The organism is Pseudoalteromonas sp. SG45-1 (assembly GCF_014164135.1).
In the GTDB taxonomy this organism is placed as follows: Bacteria; Pseudomonadota; Gammaproteobacteria; order Enterobacterales; family Alteromonadaceae; genus Pseudoalteromonas; species Pseudoalteromonas distincta.
The window spans coordinates 62,565-86,073 of sequence record NZ_JACJEP010000014.1 but is presented as its reverse complement, the minus strand read 5'-3'; the positions used below and the strand labels follow the sequence as shown (position 1 = coordinate 86,073).

The following is a 23,509-nucleotide window of genomic DNA, read 5'->3' as shown; positions in this document are numbered from 1 at the left end:
ATGGAATAAGCATGAGTAAATACGTTAATGGGATCATTAGTTGCTTTGTAGTTTTAATAACTATTCTAAGTTGCCAAGTAGGGGCACAAGTAAAACGTTTATCTCCTAGCGAAGGCTTATCACAAAGCTACGTTAATACAATGCTTATAGACACTAACGGTTACCTTTGGCTTTCGACAGAGGCCGGGCTTAATCGTTATGATGGCTATCAAGTTATTCCAATAAACGGCCCTAATGGTGAGTTAGAAGAGGCGATCATCGATCGTATTTACCAAGACCCTCAAGGGCACATTTGGATAGCCTCTTTACTTGCAGGCCTGTTTAGATACGACCCCGTAACAGATTCATATCAGCAATTTCTAGAAAAACCGACCAGTGAAGAAGAAATTATCAATCAGTCTGTTTTTAGTATGGTGGCCGTTGATAAAAAAACACTTTGGATTGGGCGAGGCCGCGATTTTGCAAAGCTTGATATCGCAACCGGAAAAATAACAACTATTTTTGAGCTTCCGGCTAAATATAAAAATACCCTTGTGAGAAAGCTGTTTGCCTACAATGGTTATATATTTATAGGTACAAGCCATGGTGCATACGTATTTGATATTGCCACCGAGCAAGTTAGACCTCTACAGCATTTAAAAGGTGAAGCTGAGCATATTTACCAAAATAATGTGAAGTCTTTCGCATTAGGTGAAAATAAACAGTTGTTAGTAGGGGCGGTACAAGGCTTATACGAAGTTGATATTAGTAACTTATCAAAAATGTTTGAACGCCCAGATTTACCTTTTAAAAGTAAGGTATTACTAAGTGACTTAAATGTTTGGAGCATAGTAAACGAACACGGAACAATAGATTTAGCTACCGACAAAGGCTTGTTTAAATTTGATTTAAACACAAAAGAGCTGATTAAAAATACTCGAATAGCCAAAAGTAAGTACACACTTGCCGATACCAGTATTATTGATATGGCTAAAGATAAATCGGGTGGTACATGGGTTGCGACTAAGACTGATGGAGCGTTTTACTTATCTCACGACAGCTATCATTTTAATAATGTCGATGGCACCTTGCTCGGGGGGGATGGTTTATCACATCACTCTATCTGGGGGATTACCGAATATAAAGACAAGCTTTGGCTTGCAACGCATAACGGTATTACCGAGGTTGATTTAAAAACAAATATTGGTAAAGCTTATTTAAAAGACTACAAAGTCGACTTACTCACCACTGAGTTTACCGTATATGAAATAACGCCCTATAAAGATAATTTATGGCTTTATACAAACCGTGGTTTATTTATTTTTGACCCTGTAACGCATCAAGTTAGCGAACCAAAAGTGCATAACCCTGCTGATCAAGAGCTGATTACTGGTAGAGTGCATGGCGTTACACTCATGCCAAATGGCGATCTATACTTTGTGCACTCAGATCATGGGGTATTTATATACAATATAGATTCTCAAGTAATAACGCGTCTGGGTGGCCAGTTTGACCAGTTTGAACCCTTTTTAGCTCATGGCTTTTTACCCGCGTTGAGCAATAAGCCAGACTCGCCACTATTTTTTAATGCTGGAATTTTATATCAAGTAAACCCAAGTGATTTAGCACTTAAAATGATTTACAAAGTGCCAAAGCAGCACGAAAACGTAGCCATTAGCGTGCTTTCTTATTTAATTGATAACAACAATATATTGTGGATATCACTTTCTAATTTTGGCTTGATAGGCCTTGACGCATCTACTTATCAATTAGTACATACAATCGATTTAGAGAAGAATAAATTAGGCACATTGCTTTACGATATGGTGCTAGATGATGATGGCATGATCTGGATGAGTAGCCATAAAGGCATTTGGCGATTAAACCCAGAAACACTTCATTTTCAACAATTTTCTACGTCAGAAGGGTTACTCTCTGCTGAGTTTAATAGTAACGCCATGGCACAGCTTAAAGATGGCCATATTGCGTATGGTAGCTTAAAAGGTTTTACTTATTTTCACCCAATGGAAAACCAAAATTACCAGTCACTTATTGATCACGTAAATATTACGCGAGTTGATTTAATGTCACGAGATCTATCGCTTGATTTAAAACAGCCTCTTAACGAGGTTGTGTTAAACCATGATGATATTGGGCTTGAAGTGGCATTTTCGGCTATGGCATTTAGTAATCAAGAACGCATTATTTATGAGTATCAACTCGATAACGGACAAAAAAGTTATACTCGAAATAACAACCGCGTATTGTTTCCAAAATTGAATCCAGGTAATTACCAATTAAAAGTTTGGGCTAAAGACCCCCTGACTGGCGAATATACCTCGCCTGCTATTTTAAAAATAAAAGTAAAGTATCCGCTTTGGCGTGCACCTTATTTTATGGTGCTTTACGCCATGCTGTTTATTGGTTTTGTTGCTATGTGGGTTATGCGCCGTAATAAAATTCAGCGTATTTTATTGGCAGCAAATAAAGAAAGTAAAGAAAGCGAAGCGCGTTTAAAATTAGCACTTGAAGGCAGCGAATCGGGTGTCTGGGATTGGGAGTCGAGCAACCCAAGCATTTACCAACCCCGCTTAGCGAGTGAGTTAAGCTACGAAAATGAAACCGTAAGCCTTGATGAATATTTATCTAAAATTCATCCGCAGGACAAACAGCTATTTCGCTTAGAGTGGCTTGAATTTTTATCTACCGATAAAGGCTACTTTAATTGTACCTACCGCCTGCGCCATGCAAAAGGCTATTGGCGCTGGTATAAGGACTTTGGAAAAGTAGTTGAGTGGGATGATAAAACTCCACAAAAAGTAGCGGGTACTTATACAAATATGACCCGTGAGATGGTGTTTGAAGAACACGCTTTACTATTTACGGCAGCATTTGAGCAAACACGTGATTGGGTGTTTATACTCGATAAAAACTTAAATATTCGGGCTTCTAATAAATCACTGCAAACCGCCTTTAACTTCACCGCTGAGTCGTTATCTAGCCGGACTTTAAATTTAGGTATATCGCGCAGCAATCGTTTTGATTATTTACGCATTATGCAAAAGCTATCTGTTGGGGAGCATTTTTCGTGCGAAGACAGTGTGGTTTTAGCTAATGGTGAATCGCGTCATGTACTTGTGAAAATAAGTGCAGTGGCCGATAACGAGCAGCGCCTTAATAGTTATGTCATTATTTTAACCGATATAAACGCACAAAAATCAGCTGAAAACGAGCTGCACCTATTGGCCAACTACGATGCTTTAACTGGGCTGCCAAATCGTACATTATTTAATGACCGCGTTGAACACGCCCTTGAACAAGCAAAACTGCATGGATGCAAAGTGGCTTTGTTACATATCAATATTAAACGTTTTAAATACTTTAATGACTCATTAGGGCACGAAGCGGCTGATGAGCTAATTAAAGAAGTTGCTGAGCGCTTAAAGTGCTCTTTGCGACCATCGGATAGTGTTGCGCGATTTGGTGGCGATGAGTTTGTCGTGTTAGTAGAAGATATTCATCAGATAGAGCAAGTACTTATAATATGTACTAAGTTGATGGATTGCGTGAATCAAAATATTGCGATTAATGGTCAAGTTGTAAACGTTAATTTAAGTATTGGTGTGTCGATATCGCCAGATGACGCAGAGCAAGGCCCCGCACTTTTAAAAGCTGCGAGCATAGCGTTATATCATGCAAAAGACTCTTTAGAAGGGCGCTACCAGTTTTATAAGCAAGAGATGAACCAGCATGTTCAAAGAGCGCTGCATCTTGAATCTCAGCTTACTAGAGCGTATCGAGAAGAAGAGTTTTGTAATTACTATCAGCCTATTATTAATGCTAAGAGCCAAAAAACAGAAGGCTTTGAAGTGCTGCTGCGTTGGCCCGAAAATAAACTAGTACAAACTCAAGAGTTTTCGCTGGCTGCAGAGGGGATAGGCTTAATTACAAAAATTATGCTGCAGACCTTTGCGCGCGCTTTATTGGAGTTAAAAGAGTGGCGAAAAGCCTCACCTAACCTGTATTTATCTATTAACTTATCAGCACTAGATTTTGAGTTTAAAGAACTCGTACCTGAAATTAAAAAAGCGTTAAATAATTCAGGTGTATCATCTGAGGCAATTGTTTTTGAAATAACCGAATCAATATTAATGCGTGATTCAAAAGAAGCGCTGCACAGCATGGAACAACTTAAAAAGTTGGGTTGTAGATTGTACATGGATGATTTTGGTACAGGTTACGCATCACTTACTTATTTAAAGCGTTTCCCTATTGATGTACTTAAAATAGATAGAAGCTTTGTACAAGACATAGGCATAGACTCTGATGATGAGGCCATTATCCAATCAACACTCGCGCTTGCAGATAGTTTAGGCAAAGAGTGTGTCGCTGAGGGCGTAGAAAGCTCGCACCAACTTGCTTTTTTAAAGGCGAGAGGGTGCAAGCATTTCCAAGGGTATTTATTTAGTAAACCGGTACCTAATACCGAAGTACTCGCGCTTATTAATCGCGATTGGAGTGATATATTTAATTAATCATAGCAGTACTTGTTTAAGGCCTTTTACCGCAGTGTCTGCAAAACAAATGGCTGTTATGCTCATTTAACTGCGTTTTAATGGCCTTATTAGCTTCTAGTTTACTCAAGCCTAACTTATGGCGTAGCTCTTCTAGGTGTACTTGTTGGGTATCATTAAGTGTGCCATCCTGAATTGACTCGTGCACTGCGTCTTCAAAAAACTGACGCCGTTTACGTATCTGTTCTGAAAAACTAGACGCCAGTAATCCGGTAGGAATAGCGACCATACCCATGCTCAGTAGTGTGATAACGCCACCGAAAAACTTACCCAATGGCGTTATAGGTACTACATCGCCATAACCAACGGTCGTTAGTGTTGCCATTGCCCACCACATAGCCGCAGGAATAGAGCCAAATTTATCGGGTTGTATATCGTGCTCAATTAAATAAATTCCGCATGAAGCTAAAATAAGCACAACGGCCATTATAAAAAAAGCAGCCATTAATGAACTACCTTCATCGTTAAAGGCTTTTAAAAGTAGCTGCATGGCGCGTGAGTAGCGAGTGAGTTTAAATACTCTTAATAATCTGAGTATGCGTAAAAAACGTAAATCGAGAGGAAATAAAAACATCATTAAGCTTGGCAAAATCGCTATTAAGTCGATTAACGCAAGTGGTGATAAAAAATACTTTAATCTGCGTTTACTGTTCGAGCCTTCCATTGCTACATATTGTGTTTTATCTACACAGGCCCAAAGCCTGGCTAAGTATTCAATAGCAAAAATAGCGACCGATACAATTTCTAAAACTAAGAATTCGTTGTAATACTGCTCTGCCACACTTGGGATTGACTCAATAACAATGGCTACAACGTTAATCATTATTATGCTAATGAGCGCAATATCAAGAATATGCCCTGAGCGTTGATATTGACCTGTACCTTCAAACAGGCAAGCCATTTTTTGGCGTAACGTTTGCGGTTCATTCATTATTTAAGTTTAAGTACCATGTTAATACTGCCTTCTTCAAAGTCGCGACTAATTTTAAAACCTAGCTTACGGGCAAGTTCGATCATCCCTGTATTCTCTGGTAAGGTTATGCCTTCAATCGACTCCACACCTTGACGTTTACAGTGATTAATTGCAGCGCTCATTAGTATACGACCAAGCCCTAAGCCTTGGCAGTCTGAGCGTACTACAATAGCAAACTCAGCATGTAGGTTATCGGGGTCCATAATGACGCGAGACACACCCAGTGTACGGGTTTTACCTTCAAAGCGTTGGCACACAATAAACGCCATTTCACGGTCGTAATCAATTTGCGTCATTTTAGCGAGTTGATCGTGGTTAAACTGTGGAAGCTCGCCAAAAAAGCGTTTATATCTGTCTTCTTTGTTAAGTGACTCGTCAAATACTTTATGAGCTTGTTCATCTTCCGGTTTTATCGGTCTGAGCGTAGCTTGAGTGTTATTTTTAAGTGTTACCACTTCAACAAGGTCAATAGGGTAGGGACGAATAGATAAGCGCTTACGATTGCTCTGAGCTTGATAGCGGTTAAGTGTCATAGTGGCATCAAGCACTAAAAACTGCCCATTGCTGGCAAGTATAGGATTTAGTTCCATTGAGCTTATATCGGGTTGATCAATAACTAACTGAGAAATACGCGTTAGCAGTGCACATAAACGATACTTATCAACTTTCTCGGGGAGTATGCGCTCCTTTAATACGCCTTTGTCGTGCGCTGCGGCAATTAAATACTTTGCCAAGTTCATATTCAGTGGAGGCAGAGCAACGGCGGCTTGTGCATATTCAAGGCCGGTGCCTGCTTCACCTAATAATATAACTGGGCCAAAATTAGGCTCGGTTTTAATTGCAATTCGCAGCTCATTTGCCCCTGCTCGCGGCGCCATTTTTTGTAATGAAAACCCTTCAATAACAGCATCCGGATAAGTGTTTTTAATACGGATAAGCATCGCAAAAGCAGTTTGTTCAACCTCGTTGGCGTCGTTTAAATTAAGCACCACCCCACCTACTTCAGACTTTGAGGCAATACTTGGACTAATCAGTTTTAATGCGACTGGAAAACCAAGCTCTATGGCTTGCTCTTTGGCTTCTGTTGGGGTGTAAGCGACCTCAGTTTGAATGCATTTAATACCATAGTGGTTCAATACTTGGCTTGCTTGATGAGTAGGTAAGTAGCTTTGTCCATCATCTAAAAACTCATTAATAAGGGTTCTAGCTGCCACCTTATTTATTTTAGCGTCATCAGTGTTCGACTCGGGTGTTTGCGTTAAATGCTTTTGGTTACGACGATACGTTACCAAGTGCATAAACGCGCCTACAGCACCCTCTGGTGTTCTATAAGTGGGTATTGCGTTGTTTGAGCACACTTTTCTGGCAGCGTAAGATGCGTCCTCACCCATAAAGTTAGTTATAACGTAAGGGCGCGCCATTTTAGGTAATGTTTGTAAGGTTTCTACAATAATGTTGGCGTAGTCTTCGCTGGGCGCAAGCGCTGAGGGAGTATGGATAATCAGTAAGTTTTTAACTTCTTTTGCGTGCAGTAAAATTTCTAATGCTTGCTTATAACGCGCAGGTGCTGAGTCGCCAAAAATATCCACAGGGTTTGAGGTGGTTTCTGATTGTGGAATGACTTTATTTAGCGCATTTCGAGTTTCAATGCTTAGCTCTGCTAACTTTCCTGAATTTTGAATAAGCTCATCAACGGCCATAACTCCCGGGCCGCCACCATTAGTTAAGATAGTCAGCTGCTCTACTTTTAATAATTTTGGATGCATGGCAAGTGTTTGTGTCGCTGCAAATAGCTCCCGTAAATCATTTACGCGCAGCATACCTGCACGTTGAAATAACGCATCGTAAACAGCATCAGAGCTTTGCTTACCGCCGGTGTGAATTTCGGCTGCAAGTGCGCCTGCACTTGTTTTACCTGTTTTAATCGCAATTACAGGCTTACTAAAAGCCGCAGCTCTTGCTGCTGATATAAAACCACGAATATCCTCAATGTTATCAATGTAGAGTAAAATAGCTTTGGTTTTAGCATCACGACCTAAAAAGTCGAGTAGTTCATTAAAGTTTATATCAAGGCAATCGCCTACCGATACAAAATATGAAAAGCCAATTTCTTTGTTTTTAGCCCAATCTAAAATGGTTGAGCATACTGCTGCTGATTGCGATACAAATGCTATTTTACCTGGGCTTGCCACGGTATGTGAAAAGCTCGCATTTAACCCAATATGAGGGATCAGCAAGCCTAAACAGTTGGGTCCAAGCAAAGTAACTTGCTTGGCTTGAGCGCATGCTTTAAGCGCGCTTTTTTGCTCCCCAGACAGCCCATCGGCAATAACAATAGCGGTTTTACAGCCAAGCTCTCCAAGCTGCTCAATAATATCAATTAAGGTGTTTTTGTTAGTACAAATAACAGCAAGGTCGGGTACTTTTGGTAAGTCAGCAATAGAGGGGTAAGCAAGTACGCCATGTACTGCGCTATGGCTTGGAGTAACAGGCATTATCGGCCCTTTAAAACCGCCCTGAAGTAAGTTGCGCATAACCACAAAACCAGCCCTAGTTGATATGTTAGAGGCGCCAATAACGGCCACTGAGCTTGGGTTAAAAAATTGGGTTATACGCTTAAGGCTCATGGTTTTTCCTAGGCTGATTAAATTTTGCGTTATTTATTGTCTCAATGTACCCTGTTTACTGTGTTATTTCGAGCGTCTCGATGCTTATTATTGATATCAATCAAGGAGATTATTGTGAATAAAAACCCCGGTTTTTACATTGTTATAGCGGCTATTTGTTTAAGTATAGGCTTAATTAGCTTAGGGTTTATTTTAAAAAGTACCGCTTTGAGTGTGAAAGGGATGGAACGTACTGTGCAGGTTAAGGGATTGGCCGAGCGAGAAGTAATAGCCGATACGGTAATTTGGCCTCTGCAATTTAGTGATGCCGACAATAACCTTGAAAAATTAGTAAGCCGAGTTGAGAAAAAAAATGATGCGGTAACTGCTTTTTTAAAACTCCATGGTTTTGACGACGATGAAATAACAATAGGTAGCCAGTCAGTTATTGATAAGCAAGCACGTGAATACAGTAATGAAAATCAACAATTTAGATACATAGTGCGCTCAAATATTATTGTTTATTCTGCTGCGCCAGATAAAGTGCAAAACGCGCTGAGTAAAGTAAGCCAACTTGCTAAACAAGATATCGCAATAGTGCAGGATAGCTACGAAACAAAAGTTGAATACATCTTTACTGGCCTCAATGATGTAAAGCCTGCGATGGTGCAAGAAGCAACTGAAAAAGCGCGTGAAGTCGCTAATAAATTTGCTAAAGACTCTAATTCAAAATTAGGCAAAATAAAAACAGCTCGCCAAGGGCAATTTAGTATCAGTAATCGAGATTCAAACACACCGCAAATAAAAAATATAAGAGTGGTAACCAGTGTTGAATATTATTTAAATGACTAGGGCCTGTTGACCTTTCAGGATTAAAATTTGTTCAATCTAGGGGCGATTTAATCGCGGCGTGAGGTTTGTAACCTAGTGGGCTAAGTAAAAACCGAGCAAAGCTTCCGCGTCCTGCTCACGCCCCTTACCTACATCCATGTAGGCAACAAAGAGTAAATTGCCCCTAGGTAGAACCCTTCGGGCAGCGTATGTTTGGCATTTATTCCACGTTATCGCCTATTTATGGGAAATAACCACACTGCATAGGCTCTGCCTTGCCTAAATACCAAACATACTGCTGAAAATTTAACCTCGAAAGATAAACAGGCTCTAGGAAATAATATGTCAGAGTCTAAATATGGTCAGTTTGTACTGGCGCCCCGTTCGTATTTTTTCACTGCTATAGCGAGCGTAGTATTTGCGTTTATAGGCTTTAGTTATAATGCATGGCAGATGGAGGCAAGTGAAGATAACAACAATACACGCATTGCTAGCTTTCAAATCTTACAAGAACTAGCCGAGCTTGAGCTTATTGTATTTGCGGCACATTACGATAATAACAAAATAGATGGCAGCCCCAGAAAAGGCTGGGTTAAAGTTAACTTAATTCATGACTTAAACTACTTAGCCGTTGATGAAGTACATTTAAAAACAAAAGACTTACAAAAGGTCTGGCAAACAAATTGGCCAAATATGGTTGATCACCAAAGTGCTGCGCAATCTATTACACATGCCATAGACAGAGTGCGTACAGAAGTTGTGAGTGAATTAAAGCGCCTTGATTAAGTGAGCAACTTGCGCCGTTGAGCGTTGCAAGTAAGCGGCGCTCAGTAAAATTGTGGTCTCGTTAACTTTTTGCCCTTTTATTACGTTGGCAAGCTGTTGTTTAGCGTTAGGATTTTGTTTTTGCTCTATTTCCATTAATGCTAACAAAGCTGAAAATTCATGCTTTACCGGTGTGCTAGGTTTATTTGCATAGGCTATGTAGCAGGCAACCGGTGTTAAGCCATGAGAGTTGGGCTGCGCCAGCGCTTTAGCTAACTCATCATTTGATTCAAACAACATCAAAGAGCGCACATAGTTAAATGGCAGCTTTGTAGCATCGGCATGCTTAAACACATTGTGCAGTACGTTATTTCCTTGTGTATCTTGTACTAAAAAGCCTTTATTTACTTTCAGCGCAGGGGTAAAAAAGCTCAATGCGTCAATATTAGTGAGTTGATTAATAAATGGAGAAGGCGCTGTGTTAGAGCTTAATATCCGCGTTGCTATGTTTTGCATAAAGTCATACTTAACACTTAACCGTTGGGCGCTGTCATATAAATGGTTAAGCTGCAAAGTTTGCTGAGCAGGGCTTAACTGCTTAAAGTCGTTATCGAGCTCATTTAACTGTTGCTTTGAAATACGCGCATTAAGTAGTTGTATGCTTAAATCCATTATTGTTTCCAAAAATCTTTTTTACTACTATAAAACAAAAAAGGCCGCAAATGCGACCTTTCATATTTAAAGCAATTGTTTAAATTGGTTTTAAGCTTTTTTGCTTGCTACCCATTCATTAACAAAGTTCTCTAGTACATTTAGTGGTACAGGACCATTTTTAAGCACTACGTCGTGGAACTGGCGAATATCAAACTTATCACCCAGTTGCTTTTTAGCGTCTTCACGAAGTTCTAAAATCTTAAGCATACCCACTTTATAAGCCGTTGCTTGTGAAGGCATTACAATGTGACGCTCAACCATTTTAACACCGTCAGATGTTGCATTAGGCGTGTTATTTACGTAGTAATCAATACCTTCTTGGCGAGTCCACTTCATCGCGTGAATACCCGTATCAACCACTAGACGACATGCGCGCCATAGCTCCATTGAAAGACGACCAAAATCTGAGTAAGGGTCTGAGTACATGCCCATTTCTTTAGGAATGAACTCTGAGTATAAACCCCAACCTTCAATATACGCTGTGTAACCACCAAATTTACGGAACTTAGGAACGCCTTCTAGCTCTTGCGAAATAGCGATTTGCATGTGGTGACCCGGAATACCTTCGTGGTAAGCAAGTGCTTCCATTTGATATGTTGGCATAGCTTCCATGTCATAAAGGTTAGCGTAGTAAATGCCTGGGCGTGAACCATCTGGAGCTGGCTGTTGGTAAAATGCCTTGCCCGCAGCTTTTTCACGGAATGCTTCAACTGCTTTTACTTTTAAATCAGCTTTTGGTTTAACAATGAATAACTCATCTAAGCGTGTTTTCATTGTATCAATAAGTCCAGTGGCTTCATCAAGGTAGCGTTGCTTACCTTGTGCATCATTAGGGTAGTAAAATTGTTTGTCAGTTTTCATAAACTGCATAAACGCTTTTAAGTCGCCTTTAAAGCCTACTTTATCTTTAATTTCACGCATTTCATCATGAATACGTGTCACTTCAGATAAACCAATTGCATGAATTTCTTTAGCCGTTAAATCTGTTGTTGTAGTGCGCTTAAGTGCGTTGTTATAAAACGCTTCGCCATCTGGTAATTTCCATGCGCCATCGCGATCATCAGCACGTTTCTCAAGCTGCGCTAGGTAATTAATTAGCTTAGAGTAAGATGGTTTAACAGCCAATTTTAATGCATCTGATGCATCGCTGATTAACGAGTCTTTTTCGTCTTGGCTAATTTCAAGCGCTGTTACTTTGCGTTTAAAGTCGGCAAGCAATGTAGAATCATCGCCTTTTTCAAACGGTGCACCGTGAATAATGTTTTTGCTTGAATCAATAACATGCGGGAACACAAATTTAGGAGCAATAATCCCCTTATCAGCACGAGTTTCTAAGTCAGTAATTAGCTGATCAATAACGTCAGTTACACCATTTAGGCGTGAAATGTAGTCTTTAGCTTCTTTTACATTACTAATTGAGTGCTGATTAATTAAAAACGCAGGGATCATAGAATGCGTACCAAACATTTGGTTCACAGGGTAATTATGGTAGCGCCATTTAAAGTCAGCAATTGAGCTTTCAAGATCCTGTTTTTTTAAGTCGTAGCTAACTTTTGTTGCATCATCTAATAGATCACGATTAATTGCTTTTAATGCAACTAGGTCAGCTTTTGTTTGTGCTAAATCTTTAAGCTTTCTTTCTTCGCTGCCATCGTCCCATTTATCGTAATCTTGCTTAATCCCCATGTATGTTTGATATACAGGGCTGCTCATTACATCGCGGTTAAATGTATCTTCAAAAAATGCATTGGCTTTGTCTATTTCACTTTGTTGTGATTGAACTGCTTGTGCAATAGGGGCTGAAGTAGATTGTTGTGTTGTTTGCTGGCAGCCAGCAAGTAGTGCAACGCTTACTGCGGCCGCAATAAAAGTGAGTTTACGCATTGTTTTCCCTTTTGTTGTTAGAAACCCATTAGGGTGATTTATATTTATTAGTTTTATATTGTTGTGCAGTGCCTTAGCGCTACACAAACAATTCTAGCAGGTCATTTAAAAAGCGATGACCTTTTAAGGTTACCTGCCAATGGCTGTCTGTTTGAGTCAATAAACCTTTATTTATTGCTTGGTTTAATGCACTTTGCTGACTTTGCAGCGGCAGTGTTGTTAGTTTATTAAAATCATTAATTGGGCAAGGCTCAACAAGGCGAAAGCGATTCATAAAAAATTCAAACGCTAAATCGTCCTGCTCTACATGCCAGCTTTTATACATATATGGTTTAATTAAATCCATATAGCCGCGTGGATGTTTAACCTTTTCGGTACGCGTTATAAGCCCTGTATTTGCATCAGTAACCTTACCATGTGCGCCGCAGCCAATACCGAGATAATCGCCAAAACGCCAATAATTTAAGTTATGTTGGCATTGATAGCCCGGTTTTGCATAGCCCGATATTTCGTATTGCACGTAACCTGCTTGCGCGAGTAACTCAACCCCTTGTTCTTGAATGTCCCACAGTGTTTCATCTTGTGGCAAGGTAGGGGGCTTTGAAGCAAACTGAGTATTGGGTTCAATAGTTAGTTGATACCAAGATATATGCGGTGGATCGAGCGCTATTATTTGTTTTAAATCACTCAGAGCATCATCAAGTGTTTGCCCAGGTAAGCCATGCATTAAATCAAGGTTAAAGCTATTTAAACCGGCTTCTTTAGCTTGTTGCGCGGCATAGTTTGCCTCGTCGCTGCCATGAATCCGACCAAGTGCTTTTAACTTGTCGTTTTGCATGCTTTGCACACCGATAGAAATACGGTTAATGCCTGCTTTTACGTAATCTTTAAAGCGACCTGTTTCTACTGTACCAGGGTTGGCTTCAAGGGTGATTTCGCAGTGTTCTTCAAGCCCAATTAGGTTGTCGACTTCATTTAATAAACGGGTATAAGCTGCACCAGTTAATAAGCTTGGTGTGCCGCCACCAATAAAAATGCTGTGAATTTTACGTCCTTGCACTAAGTGCAAATCTGCTTTTAAGTCATCAATTAAGTGTTGAACATATTCAGCTTCAGGTATTTCACCTTTTTGTCCGTGGCTATTAAAATCGCAGTACGGGCATTTTTGCACGCACCAAGGCACATGCACATATAAGCTCAGTGGTGGAAGGTTCACAGGCCGCCTTTTTGCTGTAGTTCTAGTAATAATTTTTGCAGCGCTTGTCCGCGATGACTCACTGCATTTTTTTGCTCTTTTGTAAGCTCAGCACTCGTACAATTTTTCTCTGCTACAAAAAACACAGGATCGTAACCAAATCCACCGTTGCCATTTTGAGTGAGCGTAATTTCGCCCTCCCAACTAGCACTACAAATAAGCGGAGTAGGGTCGTCTGCGTGGCGCATTAACACCAGTACACACCAAAAACGTGCACTGCGAATAGGGTTATCACCTAAATCTACGAGTAACTTATCAATGTTATCTTGATCGCTGGCACCTGGGCCTGCAAAACGGGCTGAGTAAACACCGGGTGCGCCATTTAGGCCATCAACTTCCAAACCTGAGTCATCGGCAATAGCAGGCATGCCAGTAATTTTAGCAGCATGGCGCGCTTTAATAATGGCATTTTCAACAAAGGTAGTGCCGGTTTCGGCAACTTCACCTACGTTAAAATCGCTCTGTGGAACTACATTAATATTCAAAGGGCTTAGCATGTTAGCTAGCTCTTTTACTTTGCCAGGGTTACCTGTAGCAAGTACTAAAGTTTTGGTCATGTTATTAATCTACGTAAAATTTTTGCTGAAACTGTAATTTTTGAAATTGATTACTTTGTTGTATTTCAATCTCAAAGCGTAAAATCTCTTCGTTGGTGTAATCAACTTGGGCAAGGTAATAAATTGACTCACCTTCTTTTACTTCTTTAAAAGTAAGCGTTTGTTTGTTGCCAAGTAGGTTTTTAGCTGTGCCTGTAAGCTTTGCCGTTTGTGCCGTTTGTGCTGTTTTATCGGCATCATTTTTTAATATAGAAATGTTTACAACCCCTTTGTAGCCACTGCGCTCAAGGTTGTACGCTTTTGCTATTTTTGGCTGAATAAAAGTAGAAGGAAAGGCGATGTAATGCACTTGCCAAGGGCCAAGCTCTTTGTATTGTGCGCCCTGCATTTCTTCGCTTTGCGCGTTAAATGCAAATGCTAAACAAGCAATAAAACAAAACTTAATTAAACGGTTCATTATGTATTCCTCAAAACATATAAAAAAGAGGCCTTTGGGCCTCTAATTAAAAAATCCATATTAGACTAAAAAATCCATAAGCAGCATTTGCAAAAACTGAATACCAATAATAAGCACTAAAACTGATAAATCTAAGCCACCCATTGATGGCAATATTTTACGAATTGGTTTTAGCATTGGTTCAGTAAGCTGGTGGAAAACCGCTTCTATAGGGTTATAGCCTTGGCTAACCCAACTTAAAATAGCGCGAATAATAAGTACCCAAAATACTAAATTAAGGCCTTCTTTTAGTACCGTTATAAGTGCTTGAATAAGCACAGGCTGTATTGCCCACGCATTATATATAACAAGCATTAAAGTACTAATTTTGGCTACAGCCACTATAAATGCCAGCAACAGAGATGCTAGATCAAGTCCGCCAAACCCCGGAATGATTTTACGCAGTGGTTTTACCGCAAACGAAGTGGCTTTAACCACAAACTGGCTCATTGGATTGTAAAAGTCGGCTTTTGCCCACTGCAGCCAAAAGCGCAGTAATACCACCATTAAAAACAAATCAAACAGGGTACTGATTAAAAATTGCATGGCATTCATAGTGTAACCTTCAATAAAAAGTGGTTTTAAAGTTCTTTTTCCATTTGCTCTGCACGCGCAATACACGCATCCATTGCATCGCCAACGGTTTTAGTTAAGCCTTCATCTTTTAAGTGCTCAACAGCTGCGTGAGTAGTGCCGCCTTTAGATGTTACGTTTGAACGTAGTTGCGAAATACTAATGTCAGGCTGGCTAAGTGCCATTTCGGCAGCGCCAAGGGCTGTTTGTTGTACCAGGCGACGAGCGTCTTCATCGTTAAAGCCCAGCGCTTTTGCTTTTTCTTCTATGGCTTCCATAAATAAGAAAAAGTAAGCAGGTGATGAGCCGGTTACAGCAATAATATCGTTAATTTGTGACTCTTTTTCCACCCATACAACAATGCCCGTGCATTCAAAAACTTGTTGTACAAATTCGTGTTCGCTTTGTGTTTCGCCCGCACCATATAAACCTGATACTCCGCGACCTAATAAAGATGGCGTGTTTGGCATGCAACGTACCATTTTAACGTCTTGGCCTAGCATTTCACGTAAACGTTTTACAGTTAAGCCCGCCGCAACAGAAATAAACAGTTTATCGCTAAAATCTACGCCCGACTCTTGAAACGATTTACATAAATCGCCCATCATTTGTGGTTTAACAGACAAAACAATTACATCAGCATCGCGCAGGGCTTCGTTATTGTCACTGGTGGTTTGCACCTTGAAATCAAATGCTACCTTTTCAAGCTTTTCTTGGTTGCGGTTAGTCGCAATTATGTTACTTGCGTTAAAGCCGTTTTTTACCATGCCACCAATAATGGCGTAGCTCATATTACCTGTGCCTATAAATGCGATTTTTTTATCTGACATAAATCTGTTATCACCTTTTAAGTTCGTGTTCCAAAAATGTCTGTGCCGATCCTTACCATGGTTGAGCCTGCGCTAATGGCAGCTTCAACATCGTTACTCATACCCATCGACAAAGTATCTACTTGAGGATATTGGGTCTTTAGTTTATCAAAGCAAGTTTGTAATTGCTCAAAAGATTGAATTTGCGTATCCAGTTTGTCGCTTTTAGCGGGAATTGCCATTAAACCTCGAAGTGTTAAGTGCTCACATTGGTTAATAAAATTGGCAAGTTCATCTATTTCATCACGGCGGCAACCTGACTTTGCTTCCTCATTACTTATATTTACTTGAATAAGTATATTAAGAGGTGGTTTATCGTCTGGGCGCTGGGAATCTAATCGCTTTGCTATTTTTATGCGATCAACACTTTGCACCCAATCAAAGTTAGCAGCTACTAATGCACTTTTATTTGATTGAATAGGGCCAATGAAATGCCAAATGATGTCGCTATATGACTGTAGTTGAGCTATTTTATCTATAGCCTCTTGAACATAAGATTCACCAAATTCGCGCTGACCATGCTCATAAGCTGCAATAATATCTTCGCTTGGTTTAGTTTTAGACACTGCTAGTAGAGTAACTTCGTTAGTGTTTCGCTGTGTGTTTTTTGCCGCGTCTGCAATTCTAGCGTAGGCGGATGTGAGTCGTTCTGCTATTGTAACCATATATTTATCAGTTAGTTGTGGAGTCATAAATGGATATTACCGAATTATTAGCGTTTAGTGTGCAACACAAAGCATCCGATTTACATTTATCGTCGGGTGTTTCACCTATGATACGCGTAGACGGTGATGTTCGCCGCATTAATATACCAGCCCTTGCAGACAAAGACGTAAACAGTCTGGTTTACGATATTATGAACGATAATCAACGCAAGGACTACGAACAAAACCTCGAAGTGGATTTTTCGTTTGAAGTGCCTAATTTAGCACGTTTTCGTGTGAATGCGTTTAACTCTAATCGCGGGCCTGCTGCGGTATTTCGTACCATACCAAGTGAAGTGTTAACGCTTGATGATTTAGGTGCGCCAGATATTTTTAAAACAATCTCTGATACCCCACGTGGACTCGTGTTAGTAACAGGGCCAACGGGTTCAGGTAAATCAACAACACTTGCCGCTATGGTCGATTATATAAATCAAAATAAACATCACCATATTCTAACAATAGAAGATCCAATCGAGTTTGTTCACGATAATAAATTAAGTTTAATTAACCAACGTGAAGTTCACCGCGATACACATAGCTTTTCAAACGCGCTACGTAGTGCATTGCGTGAAGACCCTGATGTAATACTTGTGGGTGAGTTACGTGATTTAGAAACAATTCGTCTTGCAATGACTGCTGCCGAAACGGGTCACTTAGTGTTTGGCACGCTACATACAACATCTGCACCAAAAACTATTGACCGTATTATTGATGTATTCCCAGGTGAAGAAAAAGCTATGGTGCGCTCAATGTTATCTGAATCTTTACGTGCGGTAATTTCACAAACACTGCTTAAAAAAATTGGTGGTGGGCGAGTTGCAGCACACGAAATTATGATTGCAGTCCCTGCTATTCGTAACTTAATTCGTGAAGATAAAATTGCACAAATGTATTCGTCTATTCAAACCGGTGCGTCTGTGGGCATGCAAACAATGGATCAGTGTTTAACTAATTTAGTTAATCACGGTATTGTTACAAATGCGGCAGCGAAAGAAAAAGCGCAAGACAAAACACAATTTGGTGGGTAAGAAATTATTATGGCTTTATCTTTAAACGACTTTTTACTCATAATGATTGAGAAAAAGGGTTCTGACCTATTTGTATCGAGTCAGTTACCTGTAAGTGCAAAAATAAACGGTGAACTAACAGCTCTCAGTGACGATAGACTGACTGATGAGCAATCGCTTGAGTTAGTAGAATCTGCAATGAGCGAAAAGCAAAAAGCAGAATTTCATACAACGAAAGAATGTAACTTTGCGATTGCTACCGACGAAGGGCGTTTTCGTATTTCTGCTTTTTGGCAGCGCGATAGAGCAGGTATGGTTATTCGCCGTATTGTGACGCAAATTCCTGATGTGAGTGATTTAGGTCTGCCGTCTACGCTGACAGATGTAATTATGTCTAAACGCGGTCTTGTCTTGTTTGTAGGTGGTACAGGCACGGGTAAATCGACCTCACTAGCTGCACTTATTGGTTATCGAAATCGTAATCAACGAGGTCATATACTGACCATTGAAGATCCGATTGAGTTTGTTCATGAGCATCGTAAAAGTATTATTACTCAGCGCGAAGTAGGACTTGATACAGAAAGCTTTGAGTCGGCACTTAAAAGCTCATTACGCCAAGCTCCAGATGTTATTTTGATTGGTGAAATTCGATCGCAAGAAACGATGGAATACGCCCTAAGCTTTGCTGAAACCGGGCACCTGTGTGTTGCAACACTACATGCTAATAATGCGAACCAAGCGATTGACCGTATTATGCATTTAGTACCAAAAGAAAAACACGATAAGCTTAAGTACGACTTAGCACTTAACTTACGTGCCATTGTTGCTCAGCAATTAGTGCCGACTGCTGATGGTGAAAGCCGTGTTGCAGCTATTGAAATATTGCTTAACTCACCAATGGTCGCTGAACTGATTAAAAATGGCGATATTGGCGGAATTAAAGAGGCAATGGCTAAGTCGAAAGAAATGGGCATGCAAACCTTTGACCAAGCGTTATTTGAGTTGTACAGACAGCAGCGAATTAACTACGCTGATGCACTGCACCATGCTGACTCGCCAAATGATTTACGCTTAATGATAAAACTGCGCAATAACGAACAACAAGGTGCGGGCTTTTTACAGGGCGTTACTATTGATGGCCTTGATGATAAAAATAGCGATCAATAATTTAAAAGTAATTAATAAAAAAGCGCCAATTGGCGCTTTTTTTATTTGTATTAAGGGTTGTTTATATAGCCAGTTTATTCACCGTAACTAGATTCAAAAAAGCTTTCTAAAATAATAACCGCAGACATATTATCTACGTTACCTTTACCTAAGTTTTTATAGCCGCCACTTTCAAAAAGTCGCGCTTTAGCATCCGCTGTCGTTAAGCGCTCATCCTGTGTTTGCACAGGAATGCCATAATGATTATGCAATCTGTTGGCAAACTTTTTTGCTTTAAAGGTAACCTCTTGTGATGTTCCATCCATATTTAGTGGTAAACCAACAACCATTAAGTCAGGCTGCCACTCGGCTACTTGTACGGCGATATGGTCCCAGTTAGGAATGCCATCTTGTGCTTTTACAGCCTTAAGGCTAGACGCACTGCCGGTTAACTCTTGCCCAATAGCAATACCAATACTTTTGGTGCCAAAGTCAAAGCCCATTACAGTGCGTTCGCCTTGCGGCTTAAGCGATTTTTTTGTCATGTGTATCTTGTTTAAGTTTGCTAAGGGTTAGTTACTATTATGCGTGACCAGCTTCAGGGCTGAGTTGGCTAATATCAAAGCCCAACATTGAAACTGCTTTTTCCCATCGTTTTTCAACGGGGGTATCAAAAATGATCTTCGGATCGGCTTCTATGATCAACCAGCTGTTATCAAGTAACTCTTGTTCGAGTTGTCCTTGCTCCCAGCCTGAATAACCAAGTGTAATAATAAACTGCTCTGGTGCTTGTGCAGTGGTTAAGTTTGCTAGAACGTCTTTTGAGGTAGTGATCATAATATCGCTACTGAGTTTTTGACTTGCTGAATAACCCGATTGGGGAGAGTGCAGTACAAAACCACGGTCAGTTTTAACGGGTCCACCTGCAAACACACTTACTTTTGCTGCGTTTTGCGTTTTGTCGTTATCAATTTCTATTTTATCTAAAAGTTCGCCAACAGTAACATCAATAGGTTGGTTTATTACCAAGCCCATAGCCCCATCTTCATTGTGCTCACAAATATAGGTAACAGCACGTTTAAAAAAAGGGTCTTGCATTGACGGCATCGCGATTAAAAAATGATTTTCTAATGACTGCATAGATTTCACCCTTTTTAGTTAATGAACTTTGAGTATGGCATAGTTATTTAAATTGACATAAAAAGCCCATTAATTGCATGAAAGGCTTAAACTAATGGGCTTTTTATTGTGGTAATTACTTACCTAATTTACGCTCAATTGCATCAAATAAAATACCTGTGATAGAAATATCATAAGCAGCTTCAATTTCGCGTACGCACGTTGGTGCAGTTACGTTAATTTCAGTTAATTTATCGCCAATAATATCTAAACCTACAAATATTAAGCCTTTTTCTTTGAGCGTTGGTGCAACAGCTTGCGCTATTTTTAAATCTGATTCGCTAAGTGGACGGGCTTCACCTCGACCGCCTGCAGCCAAATTACCGCGTGTTTCACCATTTTGTGGTATACGCGCTAAACAATATGGAATAACTTCGCCATCAACTACTAGTACGCGCTTATCGCCTTGTTTGATCTCTGGAATGTAATTTTGCACCATTGCGAAGCGGCTGCCGTGCTCGGTTAACGTTTCACAAATTACACCAATGTTGGCATCGTCTTCTCTGATGCGAAAAATCGATGCGCCACCCATGCCATCAAGCGGCTTTAAAATAATGTCTTTATGCTGTGCTAAAAATTCACGAATTTGTTTTTGGCTACGTGTAACAAGTGTGTCTGGCGTATGCTCGCTAAACCATGCTGTAAACAGCTTTTCGTTAGCATCGCGAAGGCTTTGTGGCTTGTTAATTATTAACGTACCTTCTTGTTCAGCACGTTCTAAAATATACGTCGCGTAAATGTATTCAGTATCAAAAGGAGGGTCTTTACGCATTAAAATTACGTCAAGATCGGCAAGGGCTATAGTGGCTTTTTCTTCAAGCTCATACCATTTTTCTGCATTATTAAACACTTGCGCTTTAGACGCTGTAGCGTACGACTTGCCTTTACGAAGAGATAAATCGTCCATCTCCATATAATAAATTTCGTAGCCACGTTCTTGCGCTTGCATCATCATTGCAAAACCGGTGTCTTTTTTGATGTTAAATCCACTAATAGGATCTGAAATAATACCTAACTTAATTGCCATGCGCTGTGCCTTACTATAAATGTTACTGTTTATATGAGGGTGCTTTTAGTTATTTCAATTAGCTAAATCGCCAAATTGAAGTTGTAATGCACTTAAGACCGTTAAAGCGGCTGTTTCCGTTCGTAAAACGCGCGGGCCTAAGCGAATATCTACAAACTCTAGTTGTTTGGTTAGTGCCATTTCATCGTCGGTAAAGCCACCTTCTGGGCCTACTAAAAAGCGTACGCCATCTTTAGGTACCGTAATGGTTTTAATGCTGTGCTCAGCACGAGGGTGAAGAGTGAGCTTAATTGCATCGGTTTGTTGTGCAAGCCATTGTTTTAAATCTATAGGTGGGTGAATAATTGGCACAAAATTACGCCCTGACTGCTCAGCCGCAGCAATTGCAATTTTTTGCCATTGTTGGTGTTTTTTCTCAAGACGATCGCCCATTAGTTTCACACCACAGCGTTGACTAAAAATAGGGGTGATTTCGGTAATACCTAGTTCAACTGACTTTTGAATTGTAAAATCCATTTTATCACCACGGGATACACACTGACCTAAATGAATTTTAAGTGGAGATTCTACATCGTGAGGGTTAAGTTCTAATGGCATTACGACGACTGTTTTTTTTGTTACCTCAATTATTTCACTAAGGTATTCGCCACCTTCGCCATTAAAAATAGATACATGCTCGCCTACTTTCATGCGCAGCACTCTGCCAATATGCCCTGCAGCATCGTCATCTAAAGTTACAGGGGTGTTTAGGGCAATACTCGATGTTTGATAAATATGAGGAACTCGCATAGGGCGTCACTTACTACATAGCGTAAAATATATATTGCTATGGTAAGTAAGCTGGGGGCTGTGCGCAATTATTTATTTTTATTAAGTTGTTCGGCGAGATCTATTAAATCTTGTGGGGTATGCGCTATATCGTGATGATTTTGCGAAGGTTCCGTTAACGTCTCGTCGGTAACCCGGCTGAGTGTATAGCCTGTATCATCAAGATTTATTAAAAAGCGTTCTTCATGTAAGGAGTTATAAATAAAGCGCTGCTTATCACTTGCGAGTAAATAATCGGTGCTATTGAAAAGGACTCCGTGTAAATCGTGATGATCTTTTAAATAATTAATTAACTCAGAAACGCTTATTTCGTTTTCAAGATCGCAATAACTGTAGTCTTTAATAAGCTCGTCAAACATCATTTTTACTAATTGGCGGGTATTACTGCCTGCAGCAATAAGTGTACTCGCTTTTGTTATGCCATTACTATTTACATAGTATTCGGCAAATGCGCGGCTAAATTCGTTGTCTATGTCAATTAACAAATAGTTCGTTATTTCAGGCGGCATAGAGCTAGGACCTTGTTGCATCTAAGTAATTACCATTATTACTTAAATGCAGACGTTTTAATTGCTGTATTTTCAGTAAAAAAGGTCTAAAGAGAAAACATACTAATAAGTAAATAACCAATAGCACAAAAAACAGCAAATTCTATGCATGCTACCCCAATATTATCTTGATGGTCTATTTCAAGAGCCGTATCAATATTTGGTAAAGAGATAACTTTTATCACATACGTTAAGCCGTAAAGTAGTATCCACATTACACCGCAATGCATTACAAGTGTAAATATGTTTTCAACCATTTTACCGTTTTGAAATGCTGCGCTAGATAAACCAGCATATACAGCCAACGCTAAGCCAATTGATTTTCCAGCATATCTTATACCAATAGATGTATTTTCTAGGTTAAAGTTACTTTGTAGTGACGCACCTTGGTTTGCTTTTGCAAAACGGTGTTCTCGTATTTTGCTATCAAGTGCAAACATCCCCTGAAGTGTAAAAAAGCTAACGCAAGCAATAAGTAAGTTGCTAAACCCTTGCGTGTGGGTCCACGTGTACAAGCCCAGTGCAATAATACAGTTAGCGATTAACATTCCTGAGTCTACCAATGCAGCACATACATTTTGTTTTAGTATGGCAGCTTCTTCATTAAATCTGTGGAGTATCCATTTTCTGTGAATTAAATGGCCCACTTTTATAAAAGTGAATAAGAGAACAATAATAATTAATACTTTTAACGGGTTTGACTGTGCAGTGCTTACGCTTATTTCGTCAAATAAAAAGGCTATAGTGGCTATAACAACCGATATTTCAGATGCAAAACTAATACCCATGGCAAAGTTGTCGTGTTGCGCTAACTCATCTTTAAGCGCTTGTTTTGCTTTGATTTGAGTGACAACTCGTAAACAAAAAATAGTTATGCAAATAACCGCAAAACTAATGGCAATCGCAATAAAACTAGTGTTAGATAAAGACAAATATGACATGGTGATCCTAATTAAGTTAACCTTTCTAGGTTTTAATCATTCTAGTACGG

At 39.8% G+C, this 23,509-nt stretch carries 21 protein-coding genes; 5 read left to right on the top strand and 16 right to left on the bottom strand.

What is annotated here, in order from left to right:
• Positions 1-11 precede the first annotated feature (11 nt).
• Positions 12-4,514, top strand: a complete 4,503-nt coding sequence (locus H5117_RS12995; protein WP_182716616.1) for an EAL domain-containing protein — start codon at positions 12-14, stop codon at positions 4,512-4,514.
• Between the two features lie 16 nt (positions 4,515-4,530).
• On the opposite strand, the gene H5117_RS12990 is transcribed toward H5117_RS12995, so the two are convergent.
• Together H5117_RS12990 and H5117_RS12985 are read right to left on the bottom strand one after the other, a co-directional pair.
• The gene (locus tag H5117_RS12990) at positions 4,531-5,484 is read right to left on the bottom strand and encodes an ion transporter (RefSeq protein ID WP_182712851.1); all 954 of its coding nucleotides are present in this window, start codon (positions 5,482-5,484) and stop codon (positions 4,531-4,533) included.
• On the bottom strand, positions 5,484-8,153 hold the full coding sequence (locus H5117_RS12985) for a bifunctional acetate--CoA ligase family protein/GNAT family N-acetyltransferase (RefSeq protein ID WP_182738240.1): 2,670 nt from the start codon (positions 8,151-8,153) through the stop codon (positions 5,484-5,486). The genes H5117_RS12990 and H5117_RS12985 overlap by 1 nt, the downstream gene beginning before the upstream one ends.
• A 114-nt stretch (positions 8,154-8,267) precedes the next feature.
• Between H5117_RS12985 and H5117_RS12980 the strand changes: the two genes are divergently transcribed.
• Positions 8,268-8,984: an SIMPL domain-containing protein gene (locus H5117_RS12980; protein WP_182671393.1), complete on the top strand. Its 717-nt coding sequence runs from the start codon at positions 8,268-8,270 to the stop codon at positions 8,982-8,984.
• A 321-nt stretch (positions 8,985-9,305) separates the two neighbouring features.
• Positions 9,306-9,749 carry a hypothetical protein gene (locus H5117_RS12975; RefSeq protein ID WP_182738238.1) on the top strand — a complete coding sequence of 148 codons (444 nt, stop codon included), beginning with the start codon at positions 9,306-9,308 and terminating at the stop codon, positions 9,747-9,749.
• Here the strand turns inward: H5117_RS12975 and H5117_RS12970 are convergent.
• From H5117_RS12970 to H5117_RS12935, 8 genes are all read right to left on the bottom strand, one after another.
• The gene (locus H5117_RS12970) at positions 9,732-10,400 is read right to left on the bottom strand and encodes a hypothetical protein (protein WP_002962577.1); all 669 of its coding nucleotides are present in this window, start codon (positions 10,398-10,400) and stop codon (positions 9,732-9,734) included. The genes H5117_RS12975 and H5117_RS12970 overlap by 18 nt on opposite strands.
• A gap of 90 nt (positions 10,401-10,490) precedes the next feature.
• Positions 10,491-12,326 (bottom strand): DUF885 family protein, encoded by a 1,836-nt coding sequence (locus H5117_RS12965; protein ID WP_182738236.1) that lies wholly within the window; start codon positions 12,324-12,326, stop codon positions 10,491-10,493.
• Positions 12,327-12,405: 79 nt separating this feature from the next.
• Positions 12,406-13,542, bottom strand: coding sequence for a radical SAM family heme chaperone HemW (gene hemW, locus H5117_RS12960; RefSeq protein WP_002962575.1), 1,137 nt, complete (start codon positions 13,540-13,542; stop codon positions 12,406-12,408).
• Positions 13,539-14,138, bottom strand: coding sequence for an XTP/dITP diphosphatase (locus H5117_RS12955; RefSeq protein WP_039488314.1), 600 nt, complete (start codon positions 14,136-14,138; stop codon positions 13,539-13,541). The genes hemW and H5117_RS12955 overlap by 4 nt, the downstream gene beginning before the upstream one ends.
• Before the next feature lie 4 nt (positions 14,139-14,142).
• Positions 14,143-14,595: a DUF4426 domain-containing protein gene (locus H5117_RS12950; RefSeq protein WP_182712847.1), complete on the bottom strand. Its 453-nt coding sequence runs from the start codon at positions 14,593-14,595 to the stop codon at positions 14,143-14,145.
• Positions 14,596-14,655: 60 nt separating this feature from the next.
• Positions 14,656-15,189 (bottom strand): YggT family protein, encoded by a 534-nt coding sequence (locus tag H5117_RS12945; protein WP_002962568.1) that lies wholly within the window; start codon positions 15,187-15,189, stop codon positions 14,656-14,658.
• Between the two features lie 26 nt (positions 15,190-15,215).
• On the bottom strand, positions 15,216-16,037 hold the full coding sequence (gene proC / locus H5117_RS12940) for a pyrroline-5-carboxylate reductase (RefSeq protein ID WP_002962567.1): 822 nt from the start codon (positions 16,035-16,037) through the stop codon (positions 15,216-15,218).
• 17 nt (positions 16,038-16,054) lie between these two features.
• Positions 16,055-16,768 (bottom strand): YggS family pyridoxal phosphate-dependent enzyme, encoded by a 714-nt coding sequence (locus H5117_RS12935; protein WP_182196817.1) that lies wholly within the window; start codon positions 16,766-16,768, stop codon positions 16,055-16,057.
• A 2-nt stretch (positions 16,769-16,770) separates the two neighbouring features.
• Here H5117_RS12935 and H5117_RS12930 point away from each other — a divergent pair, with 2 nt between their 5' ends.
• Together H5117_RS12930 and H5117_RS12925 are read left to right on the top strand one after the other, a co-directional pair.
• Positions 16,771-17,811 (top strand): type IV pilus twitching motility protein PilT, encoded by a 1,041-nt coding sequence (locus H5117_RS12930; protein WP_039488318.1) that lies wholly within the window; start codon positions 16,771-16,773, stop codon positions 17,809-17,811.
• Between the two features lie 9 nt (positions 17,812-17,820).
• Positions 17,821-18,957 (top strand): PilT/PilU family type 4a pilus ATPase, encoded by a 1,137-nt coding sequence (locus H5117_RS12925; RefSeq protein WP_024596219.1) that lies wholly within the window; start codon positions 17,821-17,823, stop codon positions 18,955-18,957.
• A gap of 74 nt (positions 18,958-19,031) precedes the next feature.
• Here H5117_RS12925 and ruvX read toward each other — a convergent pair whose 3' ends face one another.
• The 6 genes from ruvX to H5117_RS12895 form a co-directional block, all read right to left on the bottom strand.
• Complete coding sequence (ruvX, locus tag H5117_RS12920) at positions 19,032-19,481, bottom strand: Holliday junction resolvase RuvX (protein ID WP_002961947.1); 450 nt, start codon at positions 19,479-19,481, stop codon at positions 19,032-19,034.
• A 37-nt stretch (positions 19,482-19,518) separates the two neighbouring features.
• The gene (locus H5117_RS12915; protein WP_002961948.1) at positions 19,519-20,076 is read right to left on the bottom strand and encodes a YqgE/AlgH family protein; all 558 of its coding nucleotides are present in this window, start codon (positions 20,074-20,076) and stop codon (positions 19,519-19,521) included.
• A 115-nt stretch (positions 20,077-20,191) separates the two neighbouring features.
• Positions 20,192-21,142 (bottom strand): glutathione synthase, encoded by a 951-nt coding sequence (gshB, locus tag H5117_RS12910; RefSeq protein WP_154903711.1) that lies wholly within the window; start codon positions 21,140-21,142, stop codon positions 20,192-20,194.
• A 54-nt stretch (positions 21,143-21,196) separates the two neighbouring features.
• Positions 21,197-21,931 (bottom strand): 16S rRNA (uracil(1498)-N(3))-methyltransferase, encoded by a 735-nt coding sequence (gene rsmE / locus H5117_RS12905; protein WP_002961950.1) that lies wholly within the window; start codon positions 21,929-21,931, stop codon positions 21,197-21,199.
• 68 nt (positions 21,932-21,999) lie between these two features.
• Positions 22,000-22,500 carry a hypothetical protein gene (locus H5117_RS12900; protein ID WP_082007357.1) on the bottom strand — a complete coding sequence of 167 codons (501 nt, stop codon included), beginning with the start codon at positions 22,498-22,500 and terminating at the stop codon, positions 22,000-22,002.
• A gap of 65 nt (positions 22,501-22,565) precedes the next feature.
• The gene (locus H5117_RS12895) at positions 22,566-23,459 is read right to left on the bottom strand and encodes a hypothetical protein (protein ID WP_002961952.1); all 894 of its coding nucleotides are present in this window, start codon (positions 23,457-23,459) and stop codon (positions 22,566-22,568) included.
• Positions 23,460-23,509 lie beyond the last annotated feature (50 nt).